We start from the raw sequence: 23577 nt of genomic DNA on the forward strand, positions 1-23577 counted from the left end.
GGTCGCTGCTCCTGCAGCGGCCGGCGGCTTTTTCAAGGATCCGGCCCGGGACCTGCGCCAATCGACCGGACCGATCGGGAAAGGGACGCGCCATGGAATCGAGCCTGCTGATCCGGCAACTGACCGAGCAACCGCTGGTCCGCGACCTGCCCGTCGACGCCGCGCAGGCCGTCCTAGCGCTGCGCTACTGCATCCTCTGCCGCCGTAGCGAGCGCGACCCGATGCCCGAGCTCGAGCGGCGCTGGGGCAATATCCTCGCGGCGCGGCGCTTTCGGCTGGTGGTCGAGGCGATCGGCCACAGCTGGCCCGACCCCTTTGCCGTCGCCCCGCCCTGCTGCCCGCGCGTCAGCTTCGACGAGAGCCTGCTCGCCGCGATGGTCGGCGCCGCAGGCCGCCGCGACCGCGCGCGGTTCGATATGCTGACCGGCGAGATGCTGGGCAGCGACGCGCGCGAGATGATCTTCGTAGCGCTGGAGAATTTCCTGCGCGCGAGGGCGCCCGGGCGGGTTTAGGGGCGCTAGCCCCTGGGGCTCAACCTGGATTTCCCTGCTCGCTGTACAGCGGCAATCCCTCATCCAGTTTCCGGAACTCCCCAATCAGGAGTATGCCCGGTACGTCGACCGCCATTCTGACGTCGGCTTCCTTCCCCATCGATTTCGGATAGGCATTGCCGTCGAAACGCATCGCCCGTTCATAGCCGGGCTGAATACCGCCGCCCTGCGTCCACGATCCAAACACCGGCCGGCCGTTGTGACGCTCGCCGAGCAGGCGGACCGGCCCCCAGCTGATGGACACATCGCCGATCTCGCGCAGCCGCCCGCCGGATGCATCCCACACCAACAGGTTGCATCCGCCCGTTCCGCAAAAATGGCGCCCGAAGAGCCATGCGACGATCATCTCGTTGCAGGGCAGCTTGACCGCCCAGAAACGAGCGGTCTGATCACGCGGCGAATTGGGCAGTGAGCGCTCTGCCATAGCGCGAAGCGCACGAGCCACCGGCTCGGCGGCGACCGCGTCGGTAATCGCCTCCGGTTTTTCCGTGGCAAGATCGCAATGGGCGTGGCGATCCACAATCTTCGGCGGCTCCAGCTTTGGTTTGCCGCACGCAGCGAGCAACGCGGTGAACGCAGCGACGAGCAGAATTGCGCCGCCGCGAATCCCTAGCTCCCAGCTCACTTCCCCGCCTTGTCGCTCACCGCCTTGATCACCAGCGCCTTGTCGTCGGTCAGGTAGCGTTTCGCCAGCGCCTGCAACTCGGCAGGCGTCGCCGCTTCCACATCGGCGATGCTCTTGCGGCTGCGGTCGAGGCGGGCTTCCTTGCTCGTTGCGGCCGCGACATACGGCAGCCAATAGCCGTTCTCGCGCCGCGCCTTGGTCATCGCCTCGAGCATCGGCTTGCGCGCGCGATCGAGCAGGTCGGCGTCGACCGGGGTGTCGCGCAATTCCTTCGCGATGGCGAAGATCGCGGCGCGGGTGGTCGCGAGGTCCTTGTAGTCGACATTGCTCGCCGCGAAGAGATGGCCATAGCCGGGGAAGTCGTCCGACAGGCTGGCGCCGGCGCCGGGGCTGTAGCTTTCGCCCAGCTTCTCGCGCAGTTCCTCAGTCAGTTTGAGCTGCATCACGCGCGACAGCAGTTGCAGCTGCATCGCCTCGGCGAGGTCGCTGTCGTCGCGCGCGGACCAATAGACGCGCAGCTCGGCCTGTTCGGCGGGGCCCTTGTGGATCAGCGTGCGTTCGCCGCGGTCCTTGGCGAACTCGCGGACGCGCGCCTCGGGCCGCGGGTCGAAGGCCGGGCGGCGTTCGGGCAGCGCGCCGAAGGTCGAGGCGATCGCGTCGATCGCCGCCGCTTCGTCGATGTCGCCGACGACGCCGATCTCTATCGCGCCATGCTCCATGCTGTCGGCGATCGCGGGCTTGAGGCTGGCCCAGTCGAGCGCCAGCATCGTGTCGAGCGGCGGGGTGACAGCACGCGGGTCGTTGTTGGCGAGGATGCCGCCGGCGTCGCGGCCGAGCACCGCGCCGGGGGTCGCGTCATTCGCGGCATATTGCTGCGGCAGGAAGCGGCGGATCAGCGCGAGGCCGTCGGGGCGATAGCCCGGGTGGGTGAGGAAGGCGGCCATCAGCTGCGCCTGCAGTTTGAAATCCTCGGGCGAGGTGCGCGCGCTGCCGCCGAAGCTGTCGGTGGCGCTGCCGACGCTCGAACTCACCGTCTTACCGGCGAGGATGGTGCTGAGTTCGTCGCGGCTGTGCGCCTCGAGCCCGCCGAGGCTGATCGACCCCGCGAGTGCGACGCGCGTCGGGTCGGCCTTTGTCGCGAGCAGGCTGCCGCCGTCGATGCGCAGCGACAGGAACACCGTGTCCTTCTGGAAATCGGTTGTCTTGATGTTGAGCATGACATTGTTGGCGAAACGGATGCGGCGGATGCCGAGGTCCTCGATCCGCTGGTCGCTGACGATCTTTCCGGGGGTGCCGAAGTCGGTGTAGGCGAAGGCGGCGCTCGTCGCGGCGGCGGGCGCGGCGACCGCCACCTGCTGCGACGACTTGAGCGCGGCGAGGATCGCATCGGTGCCGCCCTCGACCGGGGTCTTCGACGTCACGCGGACGAGCGGCGCGCCGAGGCCCGCGAGCCGTTGCTGGAAGGCGGCGCTCACCGCGGCGGCATCGAGCGACGGGGCAGCAGCGTCGAACAGCGCCTGTGAAACCTCGGGCCGCGAAACGACGAAATCGCCCTTCGCCGCCTCGACCAGCACGTCGGCGAGATTCTCGCTGCGCCGGGTGTCGACCCCGGCGACGGCATTTTTCAGCGCGGTGCGACGGTTGGCGAGCTGTTCGTCGACCTCGGCCTGGGTGAAGCCATGCTGGGCGGCGCGGCGCCATTCCTGTTCGACCAGCGCCTGCGCCTCGCGCCAGGAACCCTGTTTCGCGGTGGCGCCGATCGTGACCTGGTCGAACACGTCCCAGCCGTTCGAATCGCCGAAATAACCATTGAGGATCGGCGAATCCTCGGCGAGCGCGAGCTTCGCGAGACGGCGCGCGACGATCGCTTCGCCGATCCCCTCGGCCAGGTCTTTGGCGCGCTTGGCTTTGGTGTCGGGCAGTTTCACCCACGGCTTGAACGCGGTGATCGTCACCCCGTCGGCGATTGCGGGGTCGACGAAATCGTCGGCGGCCGAGGCTCGGCTATAATCAATCGTGCCGATATCGGGATCAGCACCGGCGGGGCCGCGGCCCTTCCAGTCGGCAAAGCGCGCCTTGATCTTCGCCTCGATCGCCGCGGGATCGAAATCGCCGACCATCACCAACGTCGCGCGCTCGGGACGGTAATAGCGGTCATAGAGGTCGCGGATGCGCGCGGCGGGGGCGCCCCGGATCACCTCCTCGGTACCGACCGGAATGCGGTTCGGCGCGCTCATGCCCTTCATCTGGAAGGCGAGCTGGTCGATCAGGCTGCGCAGCTGATAGGTGTCGCGCGCGCGGCGTTCGGACAGGATGATGCCGCGTTCGCGGTCGACCGCCGCCGGATCGATCTTCAATTCGCTCGCGGTCTCGCGCATCAGCATGAGGCCGGTGTCGATCAGATCGTCGGAGGCGTTGGGCAGGTCGAGTTGGTAGACGGTCTGGTCGAAGCCGGTCGAGGCATTGGTGTCGGCGCCGAACGCCAGCCCCTTGCGTTCGAGCAGCTTGATCATCTCGCCCTCGGGCACGTTGGTCGAGCCGTTGAACGCCATATGTTCGAGGAAATGGGCGAGGCCGCGCTGGTCGTCGGCCTCGGCAAAGCTGCCGACGTCGAAGCGCAGGCGCAGCGAGACGCTGTCCCTGGGCGTGCTGTTCTTCAGCAGCGCATATTTCATCCCGTTGGGCAGCACCCCGAAGACGATGTTCGGGTCGACGGGCACGTCGCTGGCCGCGAAGTTCCACGCCCGCGCGGCATCACCCTGCGGGTTGGTGGTGGCCGCGGCGGGCGCCGGCGCGGCGACGGGTTCGCGCGCCAGCAACGGCGCAGGGCCGGCGAAAGCGAGAGCGGTAGCGAGGACGATGGGCGACAGCGCGGCTGAAGCGCGCAACAGGGGTCGGAAGGTCATGCTGCCTGTCTGGGCGTGCCGCCCGGACGGGTCAAGCGCCGCCTAGCCCGCGCGCGCGACGCTTTCGACAGACGACATGGCCTCGCGATCGGCGGCCTTAGCCGCATAGACCGCGCGGTCGGCGACATCGAACAGCCTTTTCGCGCTGGTGCCCTGTTCGGGCCAGGTTGCGACCCCGATGCTGGCGCCGACGCGGATCGCGGCGCCGTCGATGCGATAGGGCGCCGCCAGCGCCGACAGCATATGGCCCGACAGCGAGGTGTCGAGCAGCGGCGACCCCGCCGGCACGAGGATCGCGAATTCGTCGCCGCCCTGCCGCGCGACCATCGCATGGTCGCCGCACGCGTGACGCAGGCGCGCCGCGACTTCGCAAAGCAGCGCGTCGCCGACACCATGACCGTAGCGATCGTTGACCGGCTTGAAACCGTCGAGGTCGAGCAAGGCGATCGCGAAACGCGTATCGGACCCCGCCGCGGCAATTTCCTGGTCGAGCCGCGCGTCGAGTTCGCGGCGGTTCCACAGGCCGGTGAGCGGATCGGTGTGCGCGAGATCGCGCATCTGTTGCTGCAGTTGCAACAGGTCGATCAGCTGGCGGTGCTGCTGAAAGATCATGCGCAGCAAAAAGGCGGTCGCGACGAACAGGCTGGTTCCCGCCGCGATTTCTGGCGGGTTGCCCGAGGTCAGCATGAGCAACATGATCGGAACGAGCCCGATGCCGAGGTTGACGATCGTCGTGAAGCGGATCGACGACAGGCAATAGGCGGTCGCGAGCGAGCCCATCGCCATGATCATCGCATAATAGCTATGCGCCTCGGGCGGCGCGGCGAACCAGTTGGTCACCGTCCAGATGCTGCACATCGCCCCCATGGTGCCCGACAGCCAGGTCGCTTCCTTGATCACCCGCCGCGCACGGCGCGGGCTCATGCGGCGGCCGCGCGCCTTGAGCAGGTATAAAAATCCCAGCAGGCATACGACCGCGAGCGTGATCGGAAACCCGAGGCGAACGATCCAATGGACGCTTTCGACCCCGGCGTAGATCGCCGTCGGCGTCGTCGCCGCGAGGGTCAGGAACAACATCGGGGTCAGGGTCTCGATACGATTGGCGCGCAGCAACGCGACATCGTCCCGGATCGATTCCGGAACCGGCGGGAAAACCCGCGCCCTCAGCCAATGATAGACCCCCGTCATGGCCATGGGGATAGAGCGCAGGAGTAAAACATCGGTTAAGGATAGAATCCCCATTTTTCATCCGGCTACGCGTCTAGCACGACGGTCGGACTTGCAAAATATTAACCATGTTTTGCGACAGCCGCTCCCATCCGAATTTCGATCCTTTGGGGGAGTCCGTCATCATGTCCTATCCTGTCGCGTCACTGACCACACCCACGCCCGCGCTGGCGTCGCCAATGCCGTCCGCCGATCCGACGCTGCCACAGAACGACACGCCGGCGCAGCGCGCCGCCCGCGCGGCGCAACTGACCGCGACGCAGGCGGTCTATGTATGGACCACCGACGTTCCCACCCTGCCCGGCGTGCCGCTGGCGACCGACGTGCCCAAGAACGACGTGCCGACCATCGCCTGGTTCGGCAAGCTGATCACCATCGGCCTCGCGATCGTGCGCAACGCGCTCGCGGTGAAGCTGGGTGCGGTCGAAGCCGGCGAACTGACCGGGGCCCACCCCGATTATGCCGCGGCGCTTGCCGAATGCGACGCGATCGAGACCTCGACGCGCAAGATCACCGCCGCCCATGGCGCGCATGACGGCGGTACGATCTTCGAACGGATCGTCGACGATGTCGAAAGCGCGGTCGCGACGATCGAACGCGACGCGCATCTGACCCTGCTCGAAAGCTATAAGGCGCGCATCGAGGACTTGATGAAGGTCAGCGACGAGGAGGTCGCCGGCATCGGCAGCCGCGCGCCGCGCAGCCTCGACGCCTATCGCGCGCTGTTCCAGACGCTGCCGGTGCCGGGCGTCGCCTATGACTTCCAGAACGACGCCAGCTTCGCGCGGCTGCGCGTGCAGGGGCCGAACAACATGCTGATCGCCGCCGTGGGCGATGCGCTGCCGGCGAATTTCCCGCTGACCGCCAAGCAATATGCGGCGGTGGTGAACGGCGACACGCTCGACCGCGCGCTCGCCGACGGCCGGCTGTTCCTGCTCGATTACAAGGACCTGGCGGTGCTCGACCCCGGCACCTATCGCGGCGAGGCCAAATATGCCTGGCAGCCGATCGCGCTGTTCGCGGTGCCGCCGGGCGGCGCCTCGCTGATCCCGGTCGCGATCCAGTGCGGTCAGGATCCCGCCGACTTCCCGATCTTCACCCCCTCGCCCGCGCCCGAAAAGCTGTGGGGCTGGGAAATGGCGAAGCTGGTCGTGCAGGTCGCCGACGGCAATTATCACGAATTGTTCGCGCATCTGGCGCGCACGCATCTGGTGATCGAGGCCTTTGCCGTCGCGACGCACCGCCACCTCGCCGAGGTCCATCCGATCTGGGCGCTGCTCGTCCCGCATTATGAGGGGACGCTGTTCATCAACGAGGCCGCGGCGACCTCGCTCATCGCGGCGGGCGGGCCGATCGACCATATTTTCGCGGGCACGATCACCTCGAGCCAGGCGGCAGCGGTCGATGCGCGGCTCGCCTTCGACTTTTATGGCAAGATGCTGCCCGCCGACCTAGCGGCGCGCGGCGTCGGGGTGACCTCGGCGCTCGCCGACTATCCGTACCGCGACGACGCGCTGCTGGTGTGGAACACGATCCACGAATGGGCGCGCCAATATGTCGACCTCTATTATACGAACGATGCCGCGGTGGTCGCCGACACCGAACTCGCCGCCTGGGCGGCGTGCCTTGCCACCGAAGCCAAGATCAGGGGCTTCGGCCCGGTGACGACGCGGGGGCAACTCGCGCAAATCTGCACGATGGTGATGTTCACTGCGAGCGCGCAGCATGCGGCGGTCAATTTCCCGCAAAAGGACATCATGACCTTTGCCCCCGCGATCACCGGTGCGGGCTGGGAGCCGGCGCCGACCGGCCAGCGCGGGCAGGACAAGCCGGGCTGGCTGGCGATGATGCCGCCGAAGGGGCTGGCGCTCGAGCAACTGAACGTGCTCGAGCTGCTGGGTTCGCTGCACTATCGCCCGCTCGGCGATTATCGCAGCAACGCCTTTCCCTATCCCTTGTGGTTCCAGGACCCGCGCGTCACCGCGAAGAGCGGTCCGCTCGCCTGGTTCCAGGCCGCGCTCACCGATGTCGAAACCGAGATCGCGGCGCGCAACGCACAGCGGCTGGCGCCCTATCCCTATCTGCAGCCGAGTTTGATCCCGACCAGCATCAATATCTGAGTTTGCCGTCGCCCCCGCGAAGGCGGGGGCCGCTGGCAAGCTTGCGCAAGGTCGATAGCGGCCCCCGCCTTCGCGGGGGCGACGATCTGATCAGCTGCCCTTTTTCTTCCGGTGGCTTTCGAGGTCGAGCACCGCGTTGTCGACGCCTTCGGGCAGCAGGCCCAAGCGGCGCGCGACTTCCTGATAGGCTTCGACTTCGCCGCCGAGGTCGCGGCGGAAGCGGTCCTTGTCGAGTTTTTCGTTGGTGGTCATGTCCCACAGGCGGCAGCCGTCGGGGCTGATCTCGTCGGCGAGGATGATGCGGCTGAAATCGCCGTCATAGAGCCGCCCGAATTCGAGCTTGAAGTCGACCAGACGGATGCCGACCGCGGCGAACATGCCCGACATGAAGTCGTTGATGCGGATCGCCATGTCCTGGATATCGTGCAATTCTTCCTGGCTGCACCAGTTGAAACAGGCGATATGCTCCTCGGCGACCAGCGGATCGCCGAGCGCGTCGTCCTTGTAGCAATATTCGATCAGCGTGCGGGGGAGCTGCGTGCCCTCCTCGATCCCGAGCCGCTTCGACAGCGTGCCCGCGGCGACATTGCGCACGATCACCTCGATCGGGACGATCTCGACCTGGCGGATCAGCTGCTCGCGCATGTTGAGGCGGCGGATGAAATGATGCGGGACGCCGATGTTGCCGAGCAGGGTGAAGACATGCTCGCTGATCCGGTTGTTGAGCACGCCCTTGCCGCTGATCGTGCCCTTTTTCTGGGCGTTGAACGCGGTCGCGTCATCCTTGAAATATTGGATCAGCGTGCCCGGTTCGGGGCCCTCATAGAGGATCTTGGCTTTGCCTTCGTAGATCTGGCGGCGACGGGCCATGGGCACATGCTTTCCTTGACGTCAAAATAGCTGGCCCCGGCGAATACGACTCATGCGAGGCGCGGCGCCGGGGCGGTTCCGGCGCCTATAGCGGCAAAGGTCGGGCGCGTCATCCCCGGGCGTAAGACACCCCTTCTCCCGTCGGGAGAAGGACGATTTACACCTTTACGCTTACGTAAACTAGAGCTTGCCTTCCTCCGCATCCCTTGCGACCATGGCCGCAACGACAAGGAGAGAGATATGAGCTTCGAAGAGATTCGCCTCGACAAGCATGAGGGCATCGCGCTGCTGACGCTGTACCGGCCCGACCGGATGAACGCCTTCACCACCCGGATGATGACCGAAATCGTCGCCGCGCTCGACGAATGCGACGCCGACGACGCGGTGCGCGCGGTGATCTTCACCGGCCATGGCGAGCGCGCCTATTGCGCGGGGGCGGACCTCGGCGCGGGCGGATCGACCTTCGATTACGACAAGCGCACCGACAAAGCGGCACTGCTGCCCGAGGGCATATCGGCAAGCCCGGTCGCCGAGGACGGCACGATCGACTGGTCGCACCCGCTGATCCGCGACGGCGGCGGCCGCGTGTCGATGCGCATCTTCGAATGCAAGAAGCCGGTGCTCGGTGCGATCAACGGCGCCGCGGTCGGCATCGGCGCGACGATGACGCTGTCGATGGACGCGCGCCTCGCCAGCGACACCGCGCGCTATGGCTTTGTCTTCGCGCGCCGCGGCATCGTTCCCGAGGCAGCGTCGAGCTGGTTCCTGCCGCGCCTCGTCGGCATCCAGACCGCGCTCGACTGGTGCTATTCGGGCCGGTTGGTCCCCGCCGCCGAAGCGCATGAAAAGGGCCTCGTCCAGTCGGTCCATGCCCCCGGCGAACTGGTCGATGCCGCGATCGCCAAGGCGCGCGAGCTGACCGGCGACAGCGCCCCGGTGTCGGTCGCGCTGACGCGCCATATGATGTGGCGCATGCTCGGCGCACCGCACCCGATGAGCGCGCACCGCTGGGACAGCCGGGTGATCTTCGCCCGCGGGCGCAGCCCCGACGCCGCCGAGGGGGTGACGAGCTTCCTCGAAAAACGCGAACCCCATTTCACCGCGAGCGTCGCGAACGACTATCCGTCTTTCGGCGAGTTCGAGGATGCGCCGCCTTACGGCTAAGGTCCTTATAATCCTCCCTGTGGCGAAGCCATGGGGAGGTGGCAGCGCGGAGCGCTGACGGAGGGGCCATTGCGCGACGTTTCGGCCCCTCCACCATCCGCTTCGCGGACGGTCCCCCTCCCCATCGCTTCGCGACAGGGAGGATCAACTACGCGTCAAACCACGTCGTACATCCTTTTCCCGCGCCGCACCGTCATGCTGTGCGTGTCCTTAAGCGCGAGCGATTTTTCGCGGATCGTCTCGACGCTGTGCCAGTGGGCGGTAACCTTGTCGGGGGTTATCGCCACCGAGACATAGCCGCGATCGCGGGTGTTCGCCCATTTGAGCTGCGGCGACGAGCCGCGCAGCGCCGCGACGCGCGTCTCTTCCGAAATCCCCTGCGTATAATTTTCGAAGCCCGGCGAGGTGACGCTGTGGCCGCCGACCTCGATACCCGCGGGCCGACCGTCATGCGCGAGGTCGAACGCCCAGGCGTTGTGGCTGTCGCCCGCGAGCATCACCAGGTCGGCATCGACCGACTGCGCCGCGCCGAGCAGCCGGTCGCGCGCCGCGGGATAGCCGTCCCATGCATCCATGTTGAGCGGCAGCCCGGCCTTGGCGGCGAGCTGTGACGCGGCGACGCGGCGGCGCACGACCTCGGGCGGGTTGGCGCCGAACCAGTTCGCCGATTCGGGCGGGGTGAAGAGCGTCCCGGTGACAATCTGCTGCGCGCAGACCTGCCAGCGCGTGCCCGTCTTTTTCGACGCGGCGAGGCCACCGAACAGCCATTTTTCCTGATCGCTGCCCATCAATTGGCGCGCGGGGTCGCGATAGGCGGTCTCGGCAAAGGCCTTGAGCTTCGCCGCAGCGTCGCCGCCGCCCGCGACGATCTCGTCGATCTCGAACGGCCGGTCGCGCGCGGTCACCCGCGTTTCGGGGAGGAAGATCGTCGCGAGGTCGCCGACCTGATAGTCGCGCCAGCGCGTGTCGGCGACGGGCATCCATTCGCCATGCGCGCGCTCGGCCGCTGCTACACGGTCGGTCCAGCTGCCTTCGCCATCATTGTGATTTTCCGCCCCGCCCTTCCAGGCGTCGTTGGCGAATTCATGATCGTCCCATTGCGCGATCATCGGGAACAGCTGGTGCAGCCGCTGCAGATCGGGGTCGGCGCGGTAGGCGGCGTAGCGCAGCCGATAGTCGGCGAGCGCGACGATCTCCTGCGACGGCTGGATCTCGCGGCCGGGCAGCGTCTGTTTCGCCGACGGATAATCGCCGGCGGCATATTCATAGAGATAATCGCCGACATGGGCGACCAGGTCGATGTCCTGGCGCGATGCGGCATGGCCATAGGCGTTGAACCAGCCGAAGGGCATGTTCGAACAGGAAAAGAGCGCGAGATTGAAGACGGACGTCGCCCCCTGCGGCAGGGTGCGGGTGCGGCCGGTGATCGATTTGGTGCCGTCGGGCGCGACGAAGCGATAGAAATACCAGCGGCCGGGTTGCAGCCCGCGAACCATCAACTTGGCGGTGTGATCGCTGGCGCCGTCGGCATCGACGCTGCCGCCGCCGACGATGCGCGCGAAATCGGGGGTTTCGGCGACCTCGACGGTCAGCCGGGCATCGGAGGGCGCGGCATAGCGTGTCCACAGCATTACCGAATTCGCCCCCGGCTCGCCGCTCGCGACGCCATGGGTGAAGCCCTGCGCCATCATCGCCCGCGCCGCGCCGGGCAGCGACAGCGCCGCAAGTCCGGCGGTGCCGAGCTTGATCAGCAGGCGGCGGTCGATCTCTCCCCAAAGCGGATGCATAGCAGTCTCCCTATTTTCCGGCGGCTTCTTGCTCCGTCTTTGTGACGATATGGCGCGCCTATCCCATGACCCCCATCGCCAGTAGCAGCAGCATGAAGGTGGTCACCGCGAACAGGCTGAAGAACAGCAGCATCGTCCCGCGCACGAGCGCCCCGAAGCGCGACGAGCGATAGGCGCCGCGCAGCTGGCGAACCATGTGGAAGGGCACATAGAAGATCGCGAGGACGGTCGCGACGTCGCCCAGCACCGTCAGGTTGAGCAGGCGCACGACGACGAACAGCAGTAGCATGAACGAAATCGAATAAGTGACGAAGACGAAATGGTCGTATGTGTGGAAGCGGCGGCTGAACGGATAGAGCAGCCACATGAAGGGCAGCGACAGCGGGATCAGCGCCCAGGCGAATTTATAGGCGTTCGCCTGCAACTTATACATGACGAGCGACGGGTTCGCGCGCGCCTTTTCGAAACCATGGTCGATGAAGGGCACCCCGGTATCGACCTTGGTCCGTGACAGGAAATCGACGCTGGTCATCATCTGCTCGCCCGGATCTTCGAGCACCGGCGGCCCCTTTGCCCGCTCCTCCGCAGTCATCGGCTTCGCGATGCCGAGATATTCGGCGCTCTTGCGCAGCGAGACGAGCTCCTGCTCGAGCTGCCGCTTTCGCTCCGGCGTCAGGCCCTTTTTTGCAAGCTCGGCATTAACCTCCGCCGTTTCCGCGAGGAAGCGCGCCTGGATCGCGCTCGCCTCGGTCTGGTTTGCCGCCGCCTTGGCCAGCCCCTCGCCGAACCCGCCGCCGCTGCCGACCATCGCGAGCACCGCATAGGTCAGGAAGACCGCGAACAGGAACAGCGCCAGCGGCGAGATGAAGCTCGCGCGCTCGCCATGGATATAGCGGCGCGTCAGGTCGCCCGGGCGCCAGGCGAGCATCGGCAGCGTGTTCCAGATCTTGCCCTCGAAATGGAAGATCGCATGGACGAGGTCGTGACCGATCGCGCCGAAGCTACGGTGAACATCGGCCCGCTGGCCGCAATGATGACAATGCGAGCCGACGAGGCTGGTCCCGCAATTGAGGCAGCGCGTACCCGCATGTCCATCCGGGCCGCCGTGGCGCGGTTCGACCGCGCGTGCCGCCAGCCCGGCGGTCACCGCCGCCCCGATCCCTTCGATGTCCCCTGTCATGACGTCTAGGTAGCAGCGCGCGCGGCGCGTGCAACGGGGACTTTCACCGGCCGCGCAAAGCATGATAGGGCGCGCGCATGACCGCCAAAGCCCATACCCTGTCCCCCGTTCCCGACCCCGACGCGCTGATCGCCGACATGGGCGCGCGCGCGCGCATCGCGGCCAAACGGCTGGCCGTGGTGCCGACCGCGGAAAAGGCCGCGGGCCTGCGCGCCGCAGCCGGCCAGCTGCGCCTGCGCGCCGATGCGATTCTCGACGCGAACCGGCGCGACATGGCGGCGGCCAAGGCGGCGGGGCTGTCGGCGGCGATGCTCGACCGGCTGCGGCTCGACGATGCGCGGCTCGGCGGTATCGCCGAGGCGGTCGAGGCGGTCGCCGCGCTCCCCGACCCCGTCGGCATGGAAATCGACCGCGCCGTCCGCCCCAATGGCATGGCGCTCAGCCGCGTGCGCGTCCCGCTCGGCGTCGTCGGCATCATCTATGAAAGCCGGCCGAACGTCACCGCCGACGCGGCGGCACTGGGGCTGATGTCGGGCAATGCCGTGATCCTGCGCGGCGGCAGCGAGGCGGTGAACAGCAATCGTGCGATCCACGCCGCGCTCGCCGCGGGGCTCGCCGAAAGCGGCCTGCCCGTCGATGCGGTGCAACTGGTGCCGGTGCAGGACCGCGCCGCCGTCGGTGCGCTGCTGCGCGCGCAGGGGCTGGTCGACATCATCATCCCGCGCGGCGGCAAGAGCCTGGTCGCGCGGGTGCACGACGAGGCGCGCGTGCCAGTGCTCGCGCATCTCGACGGGATCAACCACCTCTATCTGGACGGCCGCGCCGACCCCGCCAAGGCGGTGGCGCTTGCCGTCAACGCCAAGATGCGCCGCACCGGCGTCTGCGGCGCGACCGAGACGATCCTGATCGACCGCGCCTTTCCCGCGCCGCTCGCCATCGTCGATGCGCTGGTCGCGGCAGGCTGCGAAGTGCGCGGCGACAAGGAGGTCGCGGCGCTGAGCCCGCATGTCGGGCCCGCCAGCGCGAACGACTGGGACTGCGAATATCTCGACGCGATCGTCTCGGTCGCGATGGTCGACGGCCTCGCCGGCGCGCTCGCACATATCGACGCGCATTCGAGCAAGCACACCGACGCGGTCGTCACCGAGGATGCGGGCGTCGCCGAACGTTTCCTGTCCGAGGTCGACAGCGCGATCGTCATGCACAACGCCTCGACGCAATTCGCCGACGGCGGCGAATTCGGGCTGGGGGCGGAGATCGGCATCGCGACGGGACGGCTGCACGCGCGCGGTCCGGTCGCGCTCGAAGGGCTGACGACGTACAAATGGCTGGTGCGCGGGACGGGTCAGGTCCGGCCCTGACACGCAAGGTCCCCACCGGCCTCCTTGGCGGCAGCTTCAACCCCGCGCATAGCGGGCATCGCGCGATAAGTCTCGATGCCATCGACGCGCTGGACCTCGACGAACTCTGGTGGCTGGTCTCGCCCGGCAATCCGCTCAAGCCCGCCAAGGGCATGGCGCCGCTGCCGGCGCGCCTTGCCTCCGCCCGGCGCGCGGCGCGGCGGTCGTCGATTCGCGCCACCGCGATCGAGGCCGAACTGGGCACCCGCTACACCGTTGACACGCTGAAAAAACTCGTCCGCCGCTATCCCAATCGGCAGTTCATCTGGATCATGGGCGCCGACAATCTGGCTCAATTGCCCCAATGGCGCGACTGGCGGGGGATCGCGCGACTCATGCCGATTGCGGTTGTCGCGCGTCCGGGCTATAATGGCCGCACCCATGCTGCAAAGGCGATGGGTTGGCTTCGGCGCTTCGTCCGGCCCGCGGACCAGAAAAGTCACTGGACGGACTGGAGACCGCCTGCCCTCGTGTTCCTGCGATTTTCGCCCGATGTGCGATCCGCAACTGCAATACGGCAGGCCAACCCCCGCTGGTACGAGAGCTATGCTGGCCGCGCGATGCGCGACCCGCTGACGCATTCGCGGCTGGCCACGGACGAAAAGGAATGAATAAGCTTGATAGCCGCCAGTAAGGATGCCGCGCCCGGCGCCGCACCGAATGACAGCGTGGACGCCCTCCACGCGCTGATCCTCCACCAGCTGGATGAGGATCAGGCCCAGGAAACTATTTCCATCCCGCTTGCCGGCAAGAGCAGCATCGCCGACCATATGGTCATCGCGAGCGGCCGGTCGACGCGCCATGTTTCGGCGATCGCCGACAAGCTGGCGCAGCGGATCAAGCAGGAAGCGGGCCGCCTGGTCCGCGTCGAGGGCCTGCCCAACGCCGATTGGGTGCTGATCGATGCCGGCGACGTCATCGTCCACCTGTTCCGCCCCGAAGTGCGCAGCTTCTATAACCTCGAGCGCATGTGGTCGTTCGGCGACGCGCCGCCGGTCACCGCCGTAAATTGACGTCCCTGCCCGCCGGAGGCTAGGCGGGGCGTCATGCTGCTGCACATCATCGCACGGGGACGTATCGGGCGGTCCCCCGAGGCCGAGCTTGTCGGCCGCTATATGAAGCGCGTGACCTGGCCGCAGAAAATCACCGAATTGCCCGACACCGGCGGCAAGGTGCCGCCCGCGGCCCCGGGCAGCCGCACGATCCTGCTCGACGAGACGGGCGAGCAGATCACCTCCCTCGACCTCGCCAAACTGCTCGAACGCTGGCGCGACGACGGGGTGCGCGAGGCGCGTTTCTGCCTCGGCGCCGCCGACGGCTTCACCCCCGAAGAGCGGAAGGACGCCGACAAGGCGATCGCCTTTGGCCGCGCGACGTGGCCGCACCTGATGGCGCGCGCGATGCTGGCCGAACAATTGTGGCGCGCGACGAGCATCATCGCCGGTCACCCCTATCACCGCGAAGGCCAGCAATGAGGCTCGCCTTCGCCCTGCCCGCGCTGCTGCTCGCGCTTGCCGGCGGGGCACTGGCGCTGGCGCAGAGCGACGCCTTCGATCCCGAGGCGATCGCCGCCGGGGAACGTCGGCAATTGATCAGCGCCAAGGAACAGTCGGCGGCGGCGCTGGCGCGCAGCGCGGCGCTCGAAGTGCAGGCGGCGGCGGCGACCGACGCCGCCGACCGGCTGAAGAAACGCAGCGCCGCGCTCGCCGCGCGCATCCAGTCGGCCGAGGCCGACATCAGCGCCGGTGAAGCGCGCGTCGCGCTGGTCGGGCGGCGGCTGGCGGAACAGCAGGCGCGGCTCGCCGAGCAGCAGCAGCCGCTGCTCGAACTCACCGCCTCGCTCCAGCAACTGTCGCGCCAGCCGCCGGTGACCGTGCTCGCCCAGCCGGGGTCGCTGACCGACATGGTCCACGCCCGCGCGGTGCTCGACGCGGTGATGCCGGTGATCGAACGCCGCACCGCCGGGGTGCGCCGCGAACTCGCCGGCCTGCGCGCGACGCGCCAGCAACAGTCGGTCGCGATTGCGGCGCTCGCCGCGAGCAAGAAGCAGCTCGCGACGCGGCGCGACGAGCTGACGCGGCTGGAGAATGAAGGCCGGCTGCGCTCGCGCGACCTGATGAGCAGCGCGCGGCTCGAAGCCGACCGCGCGCTCGGGCTCGGCGAGAAAGCGCGCGACATCGTCGACCTGATGGACACGCTCGAGGTCGACAGCGGGGTGCGCGCCGAGCTGGCGCAGCTGGCGGGTCCGGTCCAGCGCCCGAACGATCCGGCGAGCGGTAACCCCGCGACCGCCGCGCCGTCCACGCAGGAAGCCGAGCTGGCGCAGGGCGCCTATCGCCTGCCCGTCGTCGGGCGGATCGTCGCGGGACTCGGCGAGGTCGACGACAGCGGGGTCCGATCGCGCGGCATAACCATCGTCGCGCGCCCGGGCGGCCAGGTCGTTGCCCCGGCGCCGGGGCGGGTCAGCTTCGCCGGCGACTATCGCGGCTATGGCAAGATCGTCATCATCGACCATGGCGGCGGCTGGACATCATTGCTCACCGGGATGATCGGGCTGTCGGCGAGCGTCGGCGACACGCTCGATGCCGGGGCGCCGATCGGCCGCGCCGGGGCGCACGACGCGCATATCACCGTCGAACTGCGCCGCGCCGGGCGCCCGGTCGACATCGCCCGGATGCTCGGCTGATCGCCCCCTGTTAACCCACCGTTCGGATGCCGGTCCATAATGGGATGCTGCGCTTGACGCCCCGTCCAATGCGTAGGAATATGGCGGGCCGGGGATTATAGGGCGGACCGTCCGCCAAGGTGAAAGACGATCATGACCGAACCGACCAAGACCATCGCCTCCCCCAAGCGCCGTTTCGCGCTGTGGCAGGGCGCCGCCGCGCTGAGTACGCTCGCGCTGGTGCCGCTGGCGACCGGGGCGATGGCGACCGTCGACACCGCGACGACCAACGAGATTTCACGCTTCATGGACGTCTTCCTCGAAGTGCGGTCGAACTATGTCGAACCGGTCGACGATTCGAAACTGATCGAAGGCGCGATCAACGGCATGCTCGCCAGCCTCGACCCGCATTCGGGCTATCTCGACGCGCGCGGCTTTTCGAACCTGCGCACTCAGACCGACGGCGAATATGGCGGGCTGGGCCTGTCGGTGACGATGGAAGACGGCGTCGTGAAGGTGATCGCGCCGACCGCCGACACCCCGGCGGCCAAGGCCGGGATCAAGGCCGGCGACTATATCACCCATATCAACAAGGAACTGATCTTCGGGCTGACGCTCGACGAAGCGGTCGACCAGATGCGCGGCAAGCCGGGCACCAAGATCGACATCACCGTCGTGCGCGAAGGCCAGGACAAGCCGATCGAATTGTCGCTGACCCGCGAAATCATCGACCTGAAGCCGGTGAAATGGGAAGTGAAGGGCGACGTCGGCGTGCTGACCGTCAGCAGCTTCTCCGCCGACGCGACCACCGACCTCAAGGCCGCGATGATGGCGGTCGAAAAATCGCTCGGTAAAAAGCCGCGCGGCTGGGTGCTCGACCTCCGTTCGAACCCCGGCGGGCTGCTCGACGAAGCCGTCGGGATCAGCGACCTGTTCCTCGAACGCGGCGAAATCGTCTCGCAGCGCGGCCGCCGCAAGGGCGATATCGAACGCTATTTTGCCGAACCCGGTGACCTCGCGGGCGGTGCGCCGGTGATCGTGCTGATCGACGCCGGATCGGCCTCGGCCTCCGAAATCGTCGCAGGGGCGCTGCAGGACCAGCACCGCGCGGTCATCATGGGCGAGCGCAGCTTCGGCAAGGGATCGGTACAAACGGTACTGCCGCTGACCGACACGACCGCGCTGCGCCTGACCACGGCGCGCTATTATACGCCGTCGGGCCGCAGCGTGCAGGAAGGCGGGATCGACCCCGACATCCGCGTGCCGCAGCTGTCGGACCCCGATTACAAGGACCGTCCGCGCTTCCGCGAAAGCGACCTGCGGCGTCACCTGATCAACGAGAAGAAGGTCGACAATAGCCTGCTCGAAAAGGACGAGAAGGACGATCCGCGCTTCACCGCGACCGCCGAAGAGTTGAAGGCCAAGGGCATCGAGGATTTCCAGATGAACTATGCGCTGCAGACGATCGGCCGGATCAACCCCGCGGCGCGCATGGCGCAGGGCAGCGCCCCCGCCAAGGCGCCCGCCAAGCCGGTCCGCCGCAACTGATAGTCTTCTCTCCGTCACTATAGGTAGGTTCGATGCTGAACTCGCGTATCGCCGCGCCGCTGGTGGCGCTCGCCGCGCCGTTACTCCTCTATGGCGGGGCGCTGGTGTCGCAATATGGCTTTGGCCTGCACCCGTGCGAGATGTGCTACTGGCAGCGCTGGCCGCACCAGGCGGCGATCGTGCTGGCGCTGCTCGCGCTGCTGCTGCGCAGGAACGAGGCCGCGATGCGGGCGCTGACCCTGCTCGCCGCCGTCGCAATCGCGATCAGCGGCGCGATCGGCATCTTCCACGCCGGGGTCGAATATGGATGGTGGCAGGGGCTGACGACGTGCAGTTCGACCGGCAGCGGGCCGGTGACGCTCGACAGCATCATGGCGGCGCCGATCGTCCGCTGCGACGTGCCGCAATGGACGCTGGGACCGATCTCGCTCGCCGGGTTCAACGCGATCTTCTCGCTCGCCGCCGCCGCCTTCGTCTTGACCCTGCTGCGCCGGCGGCCCACATCGGTCGCATGAGCGACACGAAAAAGGACGGCGCCGGCGACGACGGGCGCAACGCGTCGATGATCCGCGTCGACCAGGCGGGCGAATATGGCGCGACGCGCATCTATGCCGGCCAGCTCGCGGTGATGGGCGACCGCCACCCGATGGCGCGCGAAATCGCGCATATGGCCGAACAGGAAGAGCGCCATCGCAAATTCTTCGACTCCATGGTCGCGCGGCGCGGCGTCCGCCCGACCGCGCTGCAACCGGTGTGGAAGGTCGCGGGTTTCGCGCTCGGCGCGGTGACCGCCGCGATGGGGCCGCGCGCCGCGATGGCGTGCACCGCCGCGGTCGAGACCGAGATCGACCGCCATTATCGCGACCAGCTCGACGAACTCGGCGACAGCGACCCCGAACTCAGCGCCGCGGTCGCCGATTTCCGCGCCGAGGAGCTGGAGCATAAGGAAGCGGCGCTCGCCGCGGGCGCCGAAAGCGCGCCCGGCTATCCGCTGCTCAGCTTCGCGATCCGCGCCGGATGCCGCGCAGCCATCGCGCTGTCGAAGCGTATCTGATACAGAAACCGCCTGCCCGTTCATGACGGATGCAGGCACGCGGTGCCATTCCGCACGAAATGACGAAGGATGATCCGATGACCCGCCTCCCCCTCGCCGCGTTGCTCCTTGCCGGCAGCCTGTTCGCGCTCCCCGCCGCCGCGCAGGATGCCGACACGTCGAGCGCCGAAAAGATCAACCAGGTCATCGTTTACGGCAACGACAAGTGCGAGCCGTCGAGCAGCGACGAGATCGTCGTGTGTAACCGCCTGCCCGAAGGCGACCGCTATCGCGTGCCGCAGCTGTTCCGCGGCGGCGACCCGCTCGATCCGCGCAACCAGGCCTGGCTCAACCGCGTGACCGCAATGGAGCGCGTCGGCCGCTTCGGCACCGACAGCTGCTCGCCGGTCGGCCTCGGCGGCTTCACCGGCTGTACCCAGGCGCTCGTCGCGGGCGCCAAGGCCGAACGGCAGGCGGCCGACAAGACCGACTGGCAGGCGATGATCGCCGACGAACGCGCCAAGCGCATCGCCGGCATCGACGCGGCATCGGACGAAGTCGAAGCCGCGGTGGTCGCCGAGGAACGCGCGATGGCCGAACGCCAGAAGGCGGCCGCCGACCTGGAGGCGCAGGCGAACGGCACCGCACCGCAGCGCGAGCAGGCCGAACCCGACGCGACCGAATTGCCGGTGCCGCCGCGGAACTGACCGCGACGCCCCGACTGGCTGGTTGATCGCGAGCCGACACTGGGTTAGCGATTCTCCGACAGGGGAACAGGGGCGATATATGAAGATCGGAATGATGGCGCTGCTGCCGGCGGCGATGGGTCTGGCCGCGCCGGCGATTGCCGCACAGGCGGCGGACGAAACGACGGCTGCGGCGCGGGGTGAGGCCCCGCCCGCACCACCCGTCACGCCGGCGGCAAGCGTCGCGGCCGCGAGCGAGCAGGATTTTTCGGCTTGCGACGGCTATAACGCCCCGCGCGGAAAATCGGACGGAATCGCGCGCGAGACCTTCATGTTCGGCGCGGCCTCGCGATCCGCCGACATTCGCCGCAAGGACATTTACACCTTTGGAGAGCGAGGCCTCGCCGCCTGCGAGCGTGCGCTGCACGACGCGCGCCTGATCGATGCCTTCTGGCTGCGCCGCGCCAACCTGTTGCAGGCGCAAGCGGTCCATGCCGTCTGGGCGGGCCAAGCCGAGCGCGCCATCGCGCTGACCGGCGCCAGCGATGCGCTCGGCGCCGCGCACAAGGACGGCTATTTCCTGCAGAGCATCGGTGTCGGCAACCGCGGCGTCCGGGCCTATGCGCTGATCGCGCTCGGCCGGCGCGACGAGGCACTGGCCGCCATCGCGGAGATGCGCGCGGGCCGCCCCTGGTCGCAGTCGATCCGCCAGCTCGCGACGCGGCTGCACATGCACCTCGACAAAAGTTTCGCCGCGCAGGCCGCGGAGATGAAGGATGCCGTTCCGCTGTCGCCCGAAAGCGGCCGCGCGCTTTTCTGGATGCTGTTCCTCGACGGCGACCTGGAGGCGGCGCGCGCGATCGCGCCGACGATCAGTTTCGACCTGCCCAAACAGCGGGGTGGCTGGACGCTGCGGGGCGGCGAGCAGAACGAACTCGAAGAGATCGAACAGCGCGCGACGGTGCAGGGCGCGCGCGCCTATGCGGAGGCCGCCGCCGGCAATACCGCCTGGGCCAAGGCTGCGCTCGCGGAAGCGAAGGTCGACCTCGACGAAGCGATGGCGCCGCCACCGCCGCGCGCTGACGGCAAGCCGCCGAAGAAGCAGGATGTCGAAGATCACGCCCGCCGGCTTCCCTATGCGCGCCGGGCCAAAAGCGAAATCGGACTCTGGGAGGCCGCGATCGACCTGCGGCCGAAGATCGCCACGCGTCCCAGCGACGAAACCCACGCCGAATTCATTGCCAAGGGGTTGGATAAACTGCCGATCGTTGCCGATATATTGGCGAATCTTCCCACCGAAAATGCGGCCGAAAAGGCCGAGCTCGACGCAGTTCGGGCAAGGCTGCGGAGCAATTTCGACGCCGAGCGCGTCAAGGCTCTCGACTTTCCGGCGGCCGATCTGATGGCGCTGCTGCCCCGGCCCGAAACATCCAAGATCGTTCCGACGCTCAAGCCCGCCGGCGACGGCTATTTCCTCAGCGACTCGGGATTGTCGCGCAATCAGGAGGGCAAAAGCGACATCTGGACCATCCGCTATACCCACAATCTGGCGCCGATCGCCGCCGTGGAAGAACTGGCGATGCTCGGCGCGGCGCAGACCGCGCGCCGCGAGGGATATGACAGCATGATCCTGCTCAGCCGCCTGTCGATCTCGCGCACGACCAACGTGTCGGGCATGTATGTCGGCAGCTATCAGCAGAATTCGGGCTACGAGGCCCAGATGCGGGTGCGCTTCGTCAACGCCGGCGCCCTTCCCGCGGACCTTGCCGGCATGGAATGGCGCCTGATCCCGGCCCAAAAGGCGATCGACCAATTGTCGGATCGCTACAAGACCGGCGGGCTCACCATCGCCTGGTGAGCCCGCATCGGCGTCAGTTCAGCAGATACTGTTTCCAGAAGACGAGTGACGCCCAAAAATTATAGTCGGCGTTTTCCTTCTTCGCGAAGCCATGGCCCTCGTTGGTGCCGACAAGGTGCCAGGCGGTGCCGCCTTTCTTGCGCACCGCCGCGACGATCTGGTCGGCCTCCGACGCCGGCACGCGCGGGTCGTTGGCGCCGGTGACGATGAACAGCGGCTTCTTGATATCGGCGACGCGGGTGAGCGGCGAGATTTCGATCAGCTTGGCGCGCTGTTCGGGCACGCGCTCGTCGCCATATTCGACGCGGCGCAGGTCGCGGCGATAATCCTGGGTGTTTTCGAGGAAGGTGACAAAGTTCGAGATCGCGACGACGCACAGGTTGGCGCGCAGCTTGTCGGCATAGTGGGTCGCGGCGGCATAGCACATATAGCCGCCATAGCTGCCCCCGGTCAGCCCGAAGCGCGACGCGTCGAGCGTCCTGTCCTTTGCCAGCGCATCGAGGAAGGCGCCCATGTCCTTGACGCTGTCCTCGCGCTTGAACGGGCCGTTATCGAGGCTGACGAAGGTCTTGCCGTAACCGGTCGAGCCGCGGACGTTGGGGTAGAAGAGCGCGATGCCCATTTCGTTGAGCAGATAGTTCGACCGTCCCATGAAGCCCGGGCGCGACTGGCCTTCGGGTCCGCCATGGACGCTCATGATCAGCGGGCGCTTGCCGGGGAATTTGGCCGGGTCGGGACGATAGAGGAAACCCGACACCTCGAGCCCGTCGAAGCTCTTCACCTTGACCAGTTCGGGTTCGATATTCTTCGTGACGTCGAGGCCGCCGGTCTCGCTTTCGGTCCAGCGGGTGACCTTGAGCGTCTTTGGATCGACGCTGAACGCGTCCGCCGCGCTGCGCGCCGAGGTAAAGCTGATCCCGATCTCGCCCCACGGCGCGATCTCGACCCCGCCGATGATGCCGGCGGGCAGACTGTCGACGGTGCGCACCGCGCCGCTTTTCGGGTCGAGCAGGCGCAGTTTCGACATGCCCGCCTCGTTCACCGTATAGGCGATGAAGCTGCCGTCCTCGGCGATGTCGAAGCCGCTGACCTCCCATTTCTCCGCCGGCCCCTTCGGGGTGAACTTGCCCGTCGCGGGGTCGAGGGTGCCGAGCCGTTCGAACTCGGCGCCCTCGTCGCTGGTGATCCAGATCGTGCCGTCGGGGGCAAAGGTGCCGCCATTGTGCGACACGGTCTTGCTGTGATCGCCGATCGGGGTCATCGCCCCGCTCTTGAAGTCGAGGCGAAAGAAGTCCGACTTCTGCACCGAGCTGTATTTGCCGACGAGCGCCCAGCTCTTGTCGGGCGCGAAATCGAGCAAGGCCCAGCCGCCGCCGTCAACCTGGGCGACCATGCGCGCCGATTTCGGATCGCGCGGATCCATCAGGTAGATGTCGCTGTCGCGGCCGTTGCGCAGCGTCGAGGTGTAAGCGACGAGCGTGCCGTCGTTGCTCCACGCGTTGATGCCGTTGCGGCTCTTGCCGTCGGTGAGCAATTCGAGCCGGCCGTTCTTCATCGCATAGATCTGGTAGAATTCGTTACCGCCGATATCCTTTTGCACCAGCATCAGGTCGCCGGTTTTGGGCGACCAGGCCGCATTGCCGACCGGCTCCTCCTCGAACGTCAGCTGCTTGCGGTCGCCCATCGGGGCGGCGACGCGATGGATCTGGCTGGTGTTGCCGAAACGCGTCGCGATCAGCATCGATTTGTCGACCGGATTCCAGCCGACGAAGCTGGCGCCGCGATTTTCCATATAGGGGCGCGTTGCCGACGCGAGTTCGGCGGGCACGTCGGGCATGCCATCGGCGATGAGCGCCGCGGGCTTGGGCGCGACGGGTGCAGCGGTCTTGGCCGCTTCCTGCGCGAGCGCGGGTGCGAGAGGCAAGCTGAGGGCAGCCAGGAAGGCGAGGTAACGCAT

The 23577-nt window shown here is 67.4% G+C and carries 20 protein-coding genes; 13 read left to right on the plus strand and 7 right to left on the minus strand.

Going from position 1 to position 23577, the window contains the following annotated elements:
• The first annotated feature begins 92 nt into the window (after positions 1-92).
• Positions 93-512 carry an addiction module antidote protein gene (locus AC3WS4_RS17695; protein WP_492737012.1) on the plus strand — a complete coding sequence of 140 codons (420 nt, stop codon included), beginning with the start codon at positions 93-95 and terminating at the stop codon, positions 510-512.
• 19 nt (positions 513-531) lie between these two features.
• On the opposite strand, the gene AC3WS4_RS17700 is transcribed toward AC3WS4_RS17695, so the two are convergent.
• The 3 genes from AC3WS4_RS17700 to AC3WS4_RS17710 are packed head-to-tail and all read right to left on the minus strand — an operon-like array spanning position 532 to position 5276.
• Complete coding sequence (locus tag AC3WS4_RS17700) at positions 532-1176, minus strand: hypothetical protein (RefSeq protein ID WP_492737014.1); 645 nt, start codon at positions 1174-1176, stop codon at positions 532-534.
• Positions 1173-4082, minus strand: a complete 2910-nt coding sequence (locus AC3WS4_RS17705) for a M16 family metallopeptidase (RefSeq protein WP_492737016.1) — start codon at positions 4080-4082, stop codon at positions 1173-1175. Before AC3WS4_RS17705 ends, AC3WS4_RS17700 begins: the two co-directional genes overlap by 4 nt.
• Before the next feature lie 42 nt (positions 4083-4124).
• Positions 4125-5276 (minus strand): GGDEF domain-containing protein, encoded by a 1152-nt coding sequence (locus tag AC3WS4_RS17710; RefSeq protein WP_235535610.1) that lies wholly within the window; start codon positions 5274-5276, stop codon positions 4125-4127.
• A 158-nt stretch (positions 5277-5434) separates the two neighbouring features.
• Here AC3WS4_RS17710 and AC3WS4_RS17715 point away from each other — a divergent pair, with 158 nt between their 5' ends.
• Positions 5435-7429, plus strand: coding sequence for a lipoxygenase family protein (locus tag AC3WS4_RS17715; protein WP_492737018.1), 1995 nt, complete (start codon positions 5435-5437; stop codon positions 7427-7429).
• Between the two features lie 90 nt (positions 7430-7519).
• On the opposite strand, the gene purC is transcribed toward AC3WS4_RS17715, so the two are convergent.
• Complete coding sequence (purC, locus tag AC3WS4_RS17720; protein WP_056345994.1) at positions 7520-8299, minus strand: phosphoribosylaminoimidazolesuccinocarboxamide synthase; 780 nt, start codon at positions 8297-8299, stop codon at positions 7520-7522.
• Positions 8300-8539: 240 nt separating this feature from the next.
• Between purC and AC3WS4_RS17725 the strand changes: the two genes are divergently transcribed.
• Complete coding sequence (locus AC3WS4_RS17725) at positions 8540-9463, plus strand: crotonase/enoyl-CoA hydratase family protein (RefSeq protein ID WP_492737019.1); 924 nt, start codon at positions 8540-8542, stop codon at positions 9461-9463.
• Between the two features lie 155 nt (positions 9464-9618).
• Here AC3WS4_RS17725 and AC3WS4_RS17730 read toward each other — a convergent pair whose 3' ends face one another.
• Complete coding sequence (locus AC3WS4_RS17730; protein WP_492737021.1) at positions 9619-11250, minus strand: alkaline phosphatase D family protein; 1632 nt, start codon at positions 11248-11250, stop codon at positions 9619-9621.
• Positions 11251-11308: 58 nt separating this feature from the next.
• Positions 11309-12430, minus strand: coding sequence for a DUF3667 domain-containing protein (locus AC3WS4_RS17735; RefSeq protein ID WP_187140582.1), 1122 nt, complete (start codon positions 12428-12430; stop codon positions 11309-11311).
• 77 nt (positions 12431-12507) lie between these two features.
• Here AC3WS4_RS17735 and AC3WS4_RS17740 point away from each other — a divergent pair, with 77 nt between their 5' ends.
• The 10 genes from AC3WS4_RS17740 to AC3WS4_RS17785 all read left to right on the plus strand — a co-directional run bounded on the left by AC3WS4_RS17740 (position 12508) and on the right by AC3WS4_RS17785 (position 21620).
• On the plus strand, positions 12508-13791 hold the full coding sequence (locus tag AC3WS4_RS17740) for a glutamate-5-semialdehyde dehydrogenase (RefSeq protein ID WP_492737023.1): 1284 nt from the start codon (positions 12508-12510) through the stop codon (positions 13789-13791).
• On the plus strand, positions 13755-14441 hold the full coding sequence (locus AC3WS4_RS17745; protein WP_492737025.1) for a nicotinate-nucleotide adenylyltransferase: 687 nt from the start codon (positions 13755-13757) through the stop codon (positions 14439-14441). Before AC3WS4_RS17740 ends, AC3WS4_RS17745 begins: the two co-directional genes overlap by 37 nt.
• Positions 14442-14447: 6 nt before the next feature.
• Positions 14448-14843: a ribosome silencing factor gene (gene rsfS, locus AC3WS4_RS17750; RefSeq protein WP_171008759.1), complete on the plus strand. Its 396-nt coding sequence runs from the start codon at positions 14448-14450 to the stop codon at positions 14841-14843.
• A 33-nt stretch (positions 14844-14876) separates the two neighbouring features.
• Positions 14877-15305, plus strand: coding sequence for a 23S rRNA (pseudouridine(1915)-N(3))-methyltransferase RlmH (locus AC3WS4_RS17755; RefSeq protein WP_187140579.1), 429 nt, complete (start codon positions 14877-14879; stop codon positions 15303-15305).
• The gene (locus AC3WS4_RS17760; RefSeq protein WP_492737028.1) at positions 15302-16516 is read left to right on the plus strand and encodes a murein hydrolase activator EnvC family protein; all 1215 of its coding nucleotides are present in this window, start codon (positions 15302-15304) and stop codon (positions 16514-16516) included. The genes AC3WS4_RS17755 and AC3WS4_RS17760 overlap by 4 nt, the downstream gene beginning before the upstream one ends.
• A 132-nt stretch (positions 16517-16648) precedes the next feature.
• Complete coding sequence (locus AC3WS4_RS17765) at positions 16649-18043, plus strand: S41 family peptidase (protein WP_187140577.1); 1395 nt, start codon at positions 16649-16651, stop codon at positions 18041-18043.
• Positions 18044-18075: 32 nt separating this feature from the next.
• Positions 18076-18558, plus strand: coding sequence for a disulfide bond formation protein B (locus AC3WS4_RS17770; protein ID WP_187140576.1), 483 nt, complete (start codon positions 18076-18078; stop codon positions 18556-18558).
• Positions 18555-19097, plus strand: coding sequence for a demethoxyubiquinone hydroxylase family protein (locus tag AC3WS4_RS17775; RefSeq protein ID WP_492737031.1), 543 nt, complete (start codon positions 18555-18557; stop codon positions 19095-19097). Before AC3WS4_RS17770 ends, AC3WS4_RS17775 begins: the two co-directional genes overlap by 4 nt.
• A 77-nt stretch (positions 19098-19174) precedes the next feature.
• A complete protein-coding gene (locus tag AC3WS4_RS17780) occupies positions 19175-19783 on the plus strand; it encodes a hypothetical protein (RefSeq protein ID WP_056347201.1) in 609 nt (202 codons plus the stop codon).
• 79 nt (positions 19784-19862) lie between these two features.
• Positions 19863-21620, plus strand: coding sequence for a hypothetical protein (locus tag AC3WS4_RS17785; protein ID WP_492737033.1), 1758 nt, complete (start codon positions 19863-19865; stop codon positions 21618-21620).
• Positions 21621-21633: 13 nt separating this feature from the next.
• On the opposite strand, the gene AC3WS4_RS17790 is transcribed toward AC3WS4_RS17785, so the two are convergent.
• The gene (locus AC3WS4_RS17790; protein WP_492737035.1) at positions 21634-23577 is read right to left on the minus strand and encodes a S9 family peptidase; all 1944 of its coding nucleotides are present in this window, start codon (positions 23575-23577) and stop codon (positions 21634-21636) included.

This window comes from Sphingopyxis sp. EU05-FHT14B03 (genome assembly GCF_058790875.1).

Excerpts from the sequence above, each read along its gene's own strand:
- AC3WS4_RS17695 (WP_492737012.1), top strand. The coding sequence starts at position 93 with ATGGAATCGAGCCTGCTGATCCGGCAACTGACCGAGCAACCGCTGGTC.
- AC3WS4_RS17705 (WP_492737016.1), bottom strand. The coding sequence starts at position 4,082 with ATGACCTTCCGACCCCTGTTGCGCGCTTCAGCCGCGCTGTCGCCCATC.
- AC3WS4_RS17710 (WP_235535610.1), bottom strand. The coding sequence starts at position 5,276 with ATGGCCATGACGGGGGTCTATCATTGGCTGAGGGCGCGGGTTTTCCCG.
- AC3WS4_RS17715 (WP_492737018.1), top strand. The coding sequence starts at position 5,435 with ATGTCCTATCCTGTCGCGTCACTGACCACACCCACGCCCGCGCTGGCG.
- purC (WP_056345994.1), bottom strand. The coding sequence starts at position 8,299 with ATGGCCCGTCGCCGCCAGATCTACGAAGGCAAAGCCAAGATCCTCTAT.
- AC3WS4_RS17725 (WP_492737019.1), top strand. The coding sequence starts at position 8,540 with ATGAGCTTCGAAGAGATTCGCCTCGACAAGCATGAGGGCATCGCGCTG.
- AC3WS4_RS17730 (WP_492737021.1), bottom strand. The coding sequence starts at position 11,250 with ATGCATCCGCTTTGGGGAGAGATCGACCGCCGCCTGCTGATCAAGCTC.
- AC3WS4_RS17735 (WP_187140582.1), bottom strand. The coding sequence starts at position 12,430 with ATGACAGGGGACATCGAAGGGATCGGGGCGGCGGTGACCGCCGGGCTG.
- AC3WS4_RS17740 (WP_492737023.1), top strand. The coding sequence starts at position 12,508 with ATGACCGCCAAAGCCCATACCCTGTCCCCCGTTCCCGACCCCGACGCG.
- AC3WS4_RS17745 (WP_492737025.1), top strand. The coding sequence starts at position 13,755 with ATGGCTGGTGCGCGGGACGGGTCAGGTCCGGCCCTGACACGCAAGGTC.
- AC3WS4_RS17755 (WP_187140579.1), top strand. The coding sequence starts at position 14,877 with ATGCTGCTGCACATCATCGCACGGGGACGTATCGGGCGGTCCCCCGAG.
- AC3WS4_RS17760 (WP_492737028.1), top strand. The coding sequence starts at position 15,302 with ATGAGGCTCGCCTTCGCCCTGCCCGCGCTGCTGCTCGCGCTTGCCGGC.
- AC3WS4_RS17765 (WP_187140577.1), top strand. The coding sequence starts at position 16,649 with ATGACCGAACCGACCAAGACCATCGCCTCCCCCAAGCGCCGTTTCGCG.
- AC3WS4_RS17770 (WP_187140576.1), top strand. The coding sequence starts at position 18,076 with ATGCTGAACTCGCGTATCGCCGCGCCGCTGGTGGCGCTCGCCGCGCCG.
- AC3WS4_RS17775 (WP_492737031.1), top strand. The coding sequence starts at position 18,555 with ATGAGCGACACGAAAAAGGACGGCGCCGGCGACGACGGGCGCAACGCG.
- AC3WS4_RS17780 (WP_056347201.1), top strand. The coding sequence starts at position 19,175 with ATGACCCGCCTCCCCCTCGCCGCGTTGCTCCTTGCCGGCAGCCTGTTC.
- AC3WS4_RS17785 (WP_492737033.1), top strand. The coding sequence starts at position 19,863 with ATGAAGATCGGAATGATGGCGCTGCTGCCGGCGGCGATGGGTCTGGCC.
- AC3WS4_RS17790 (WP_492737035.1), bottom strand. The coding sequence starts at position 23,577 with ATGCGTTACCTCGCCTTCCTGGCTGCCCTCAGCTTGCCTCTCGCACCC.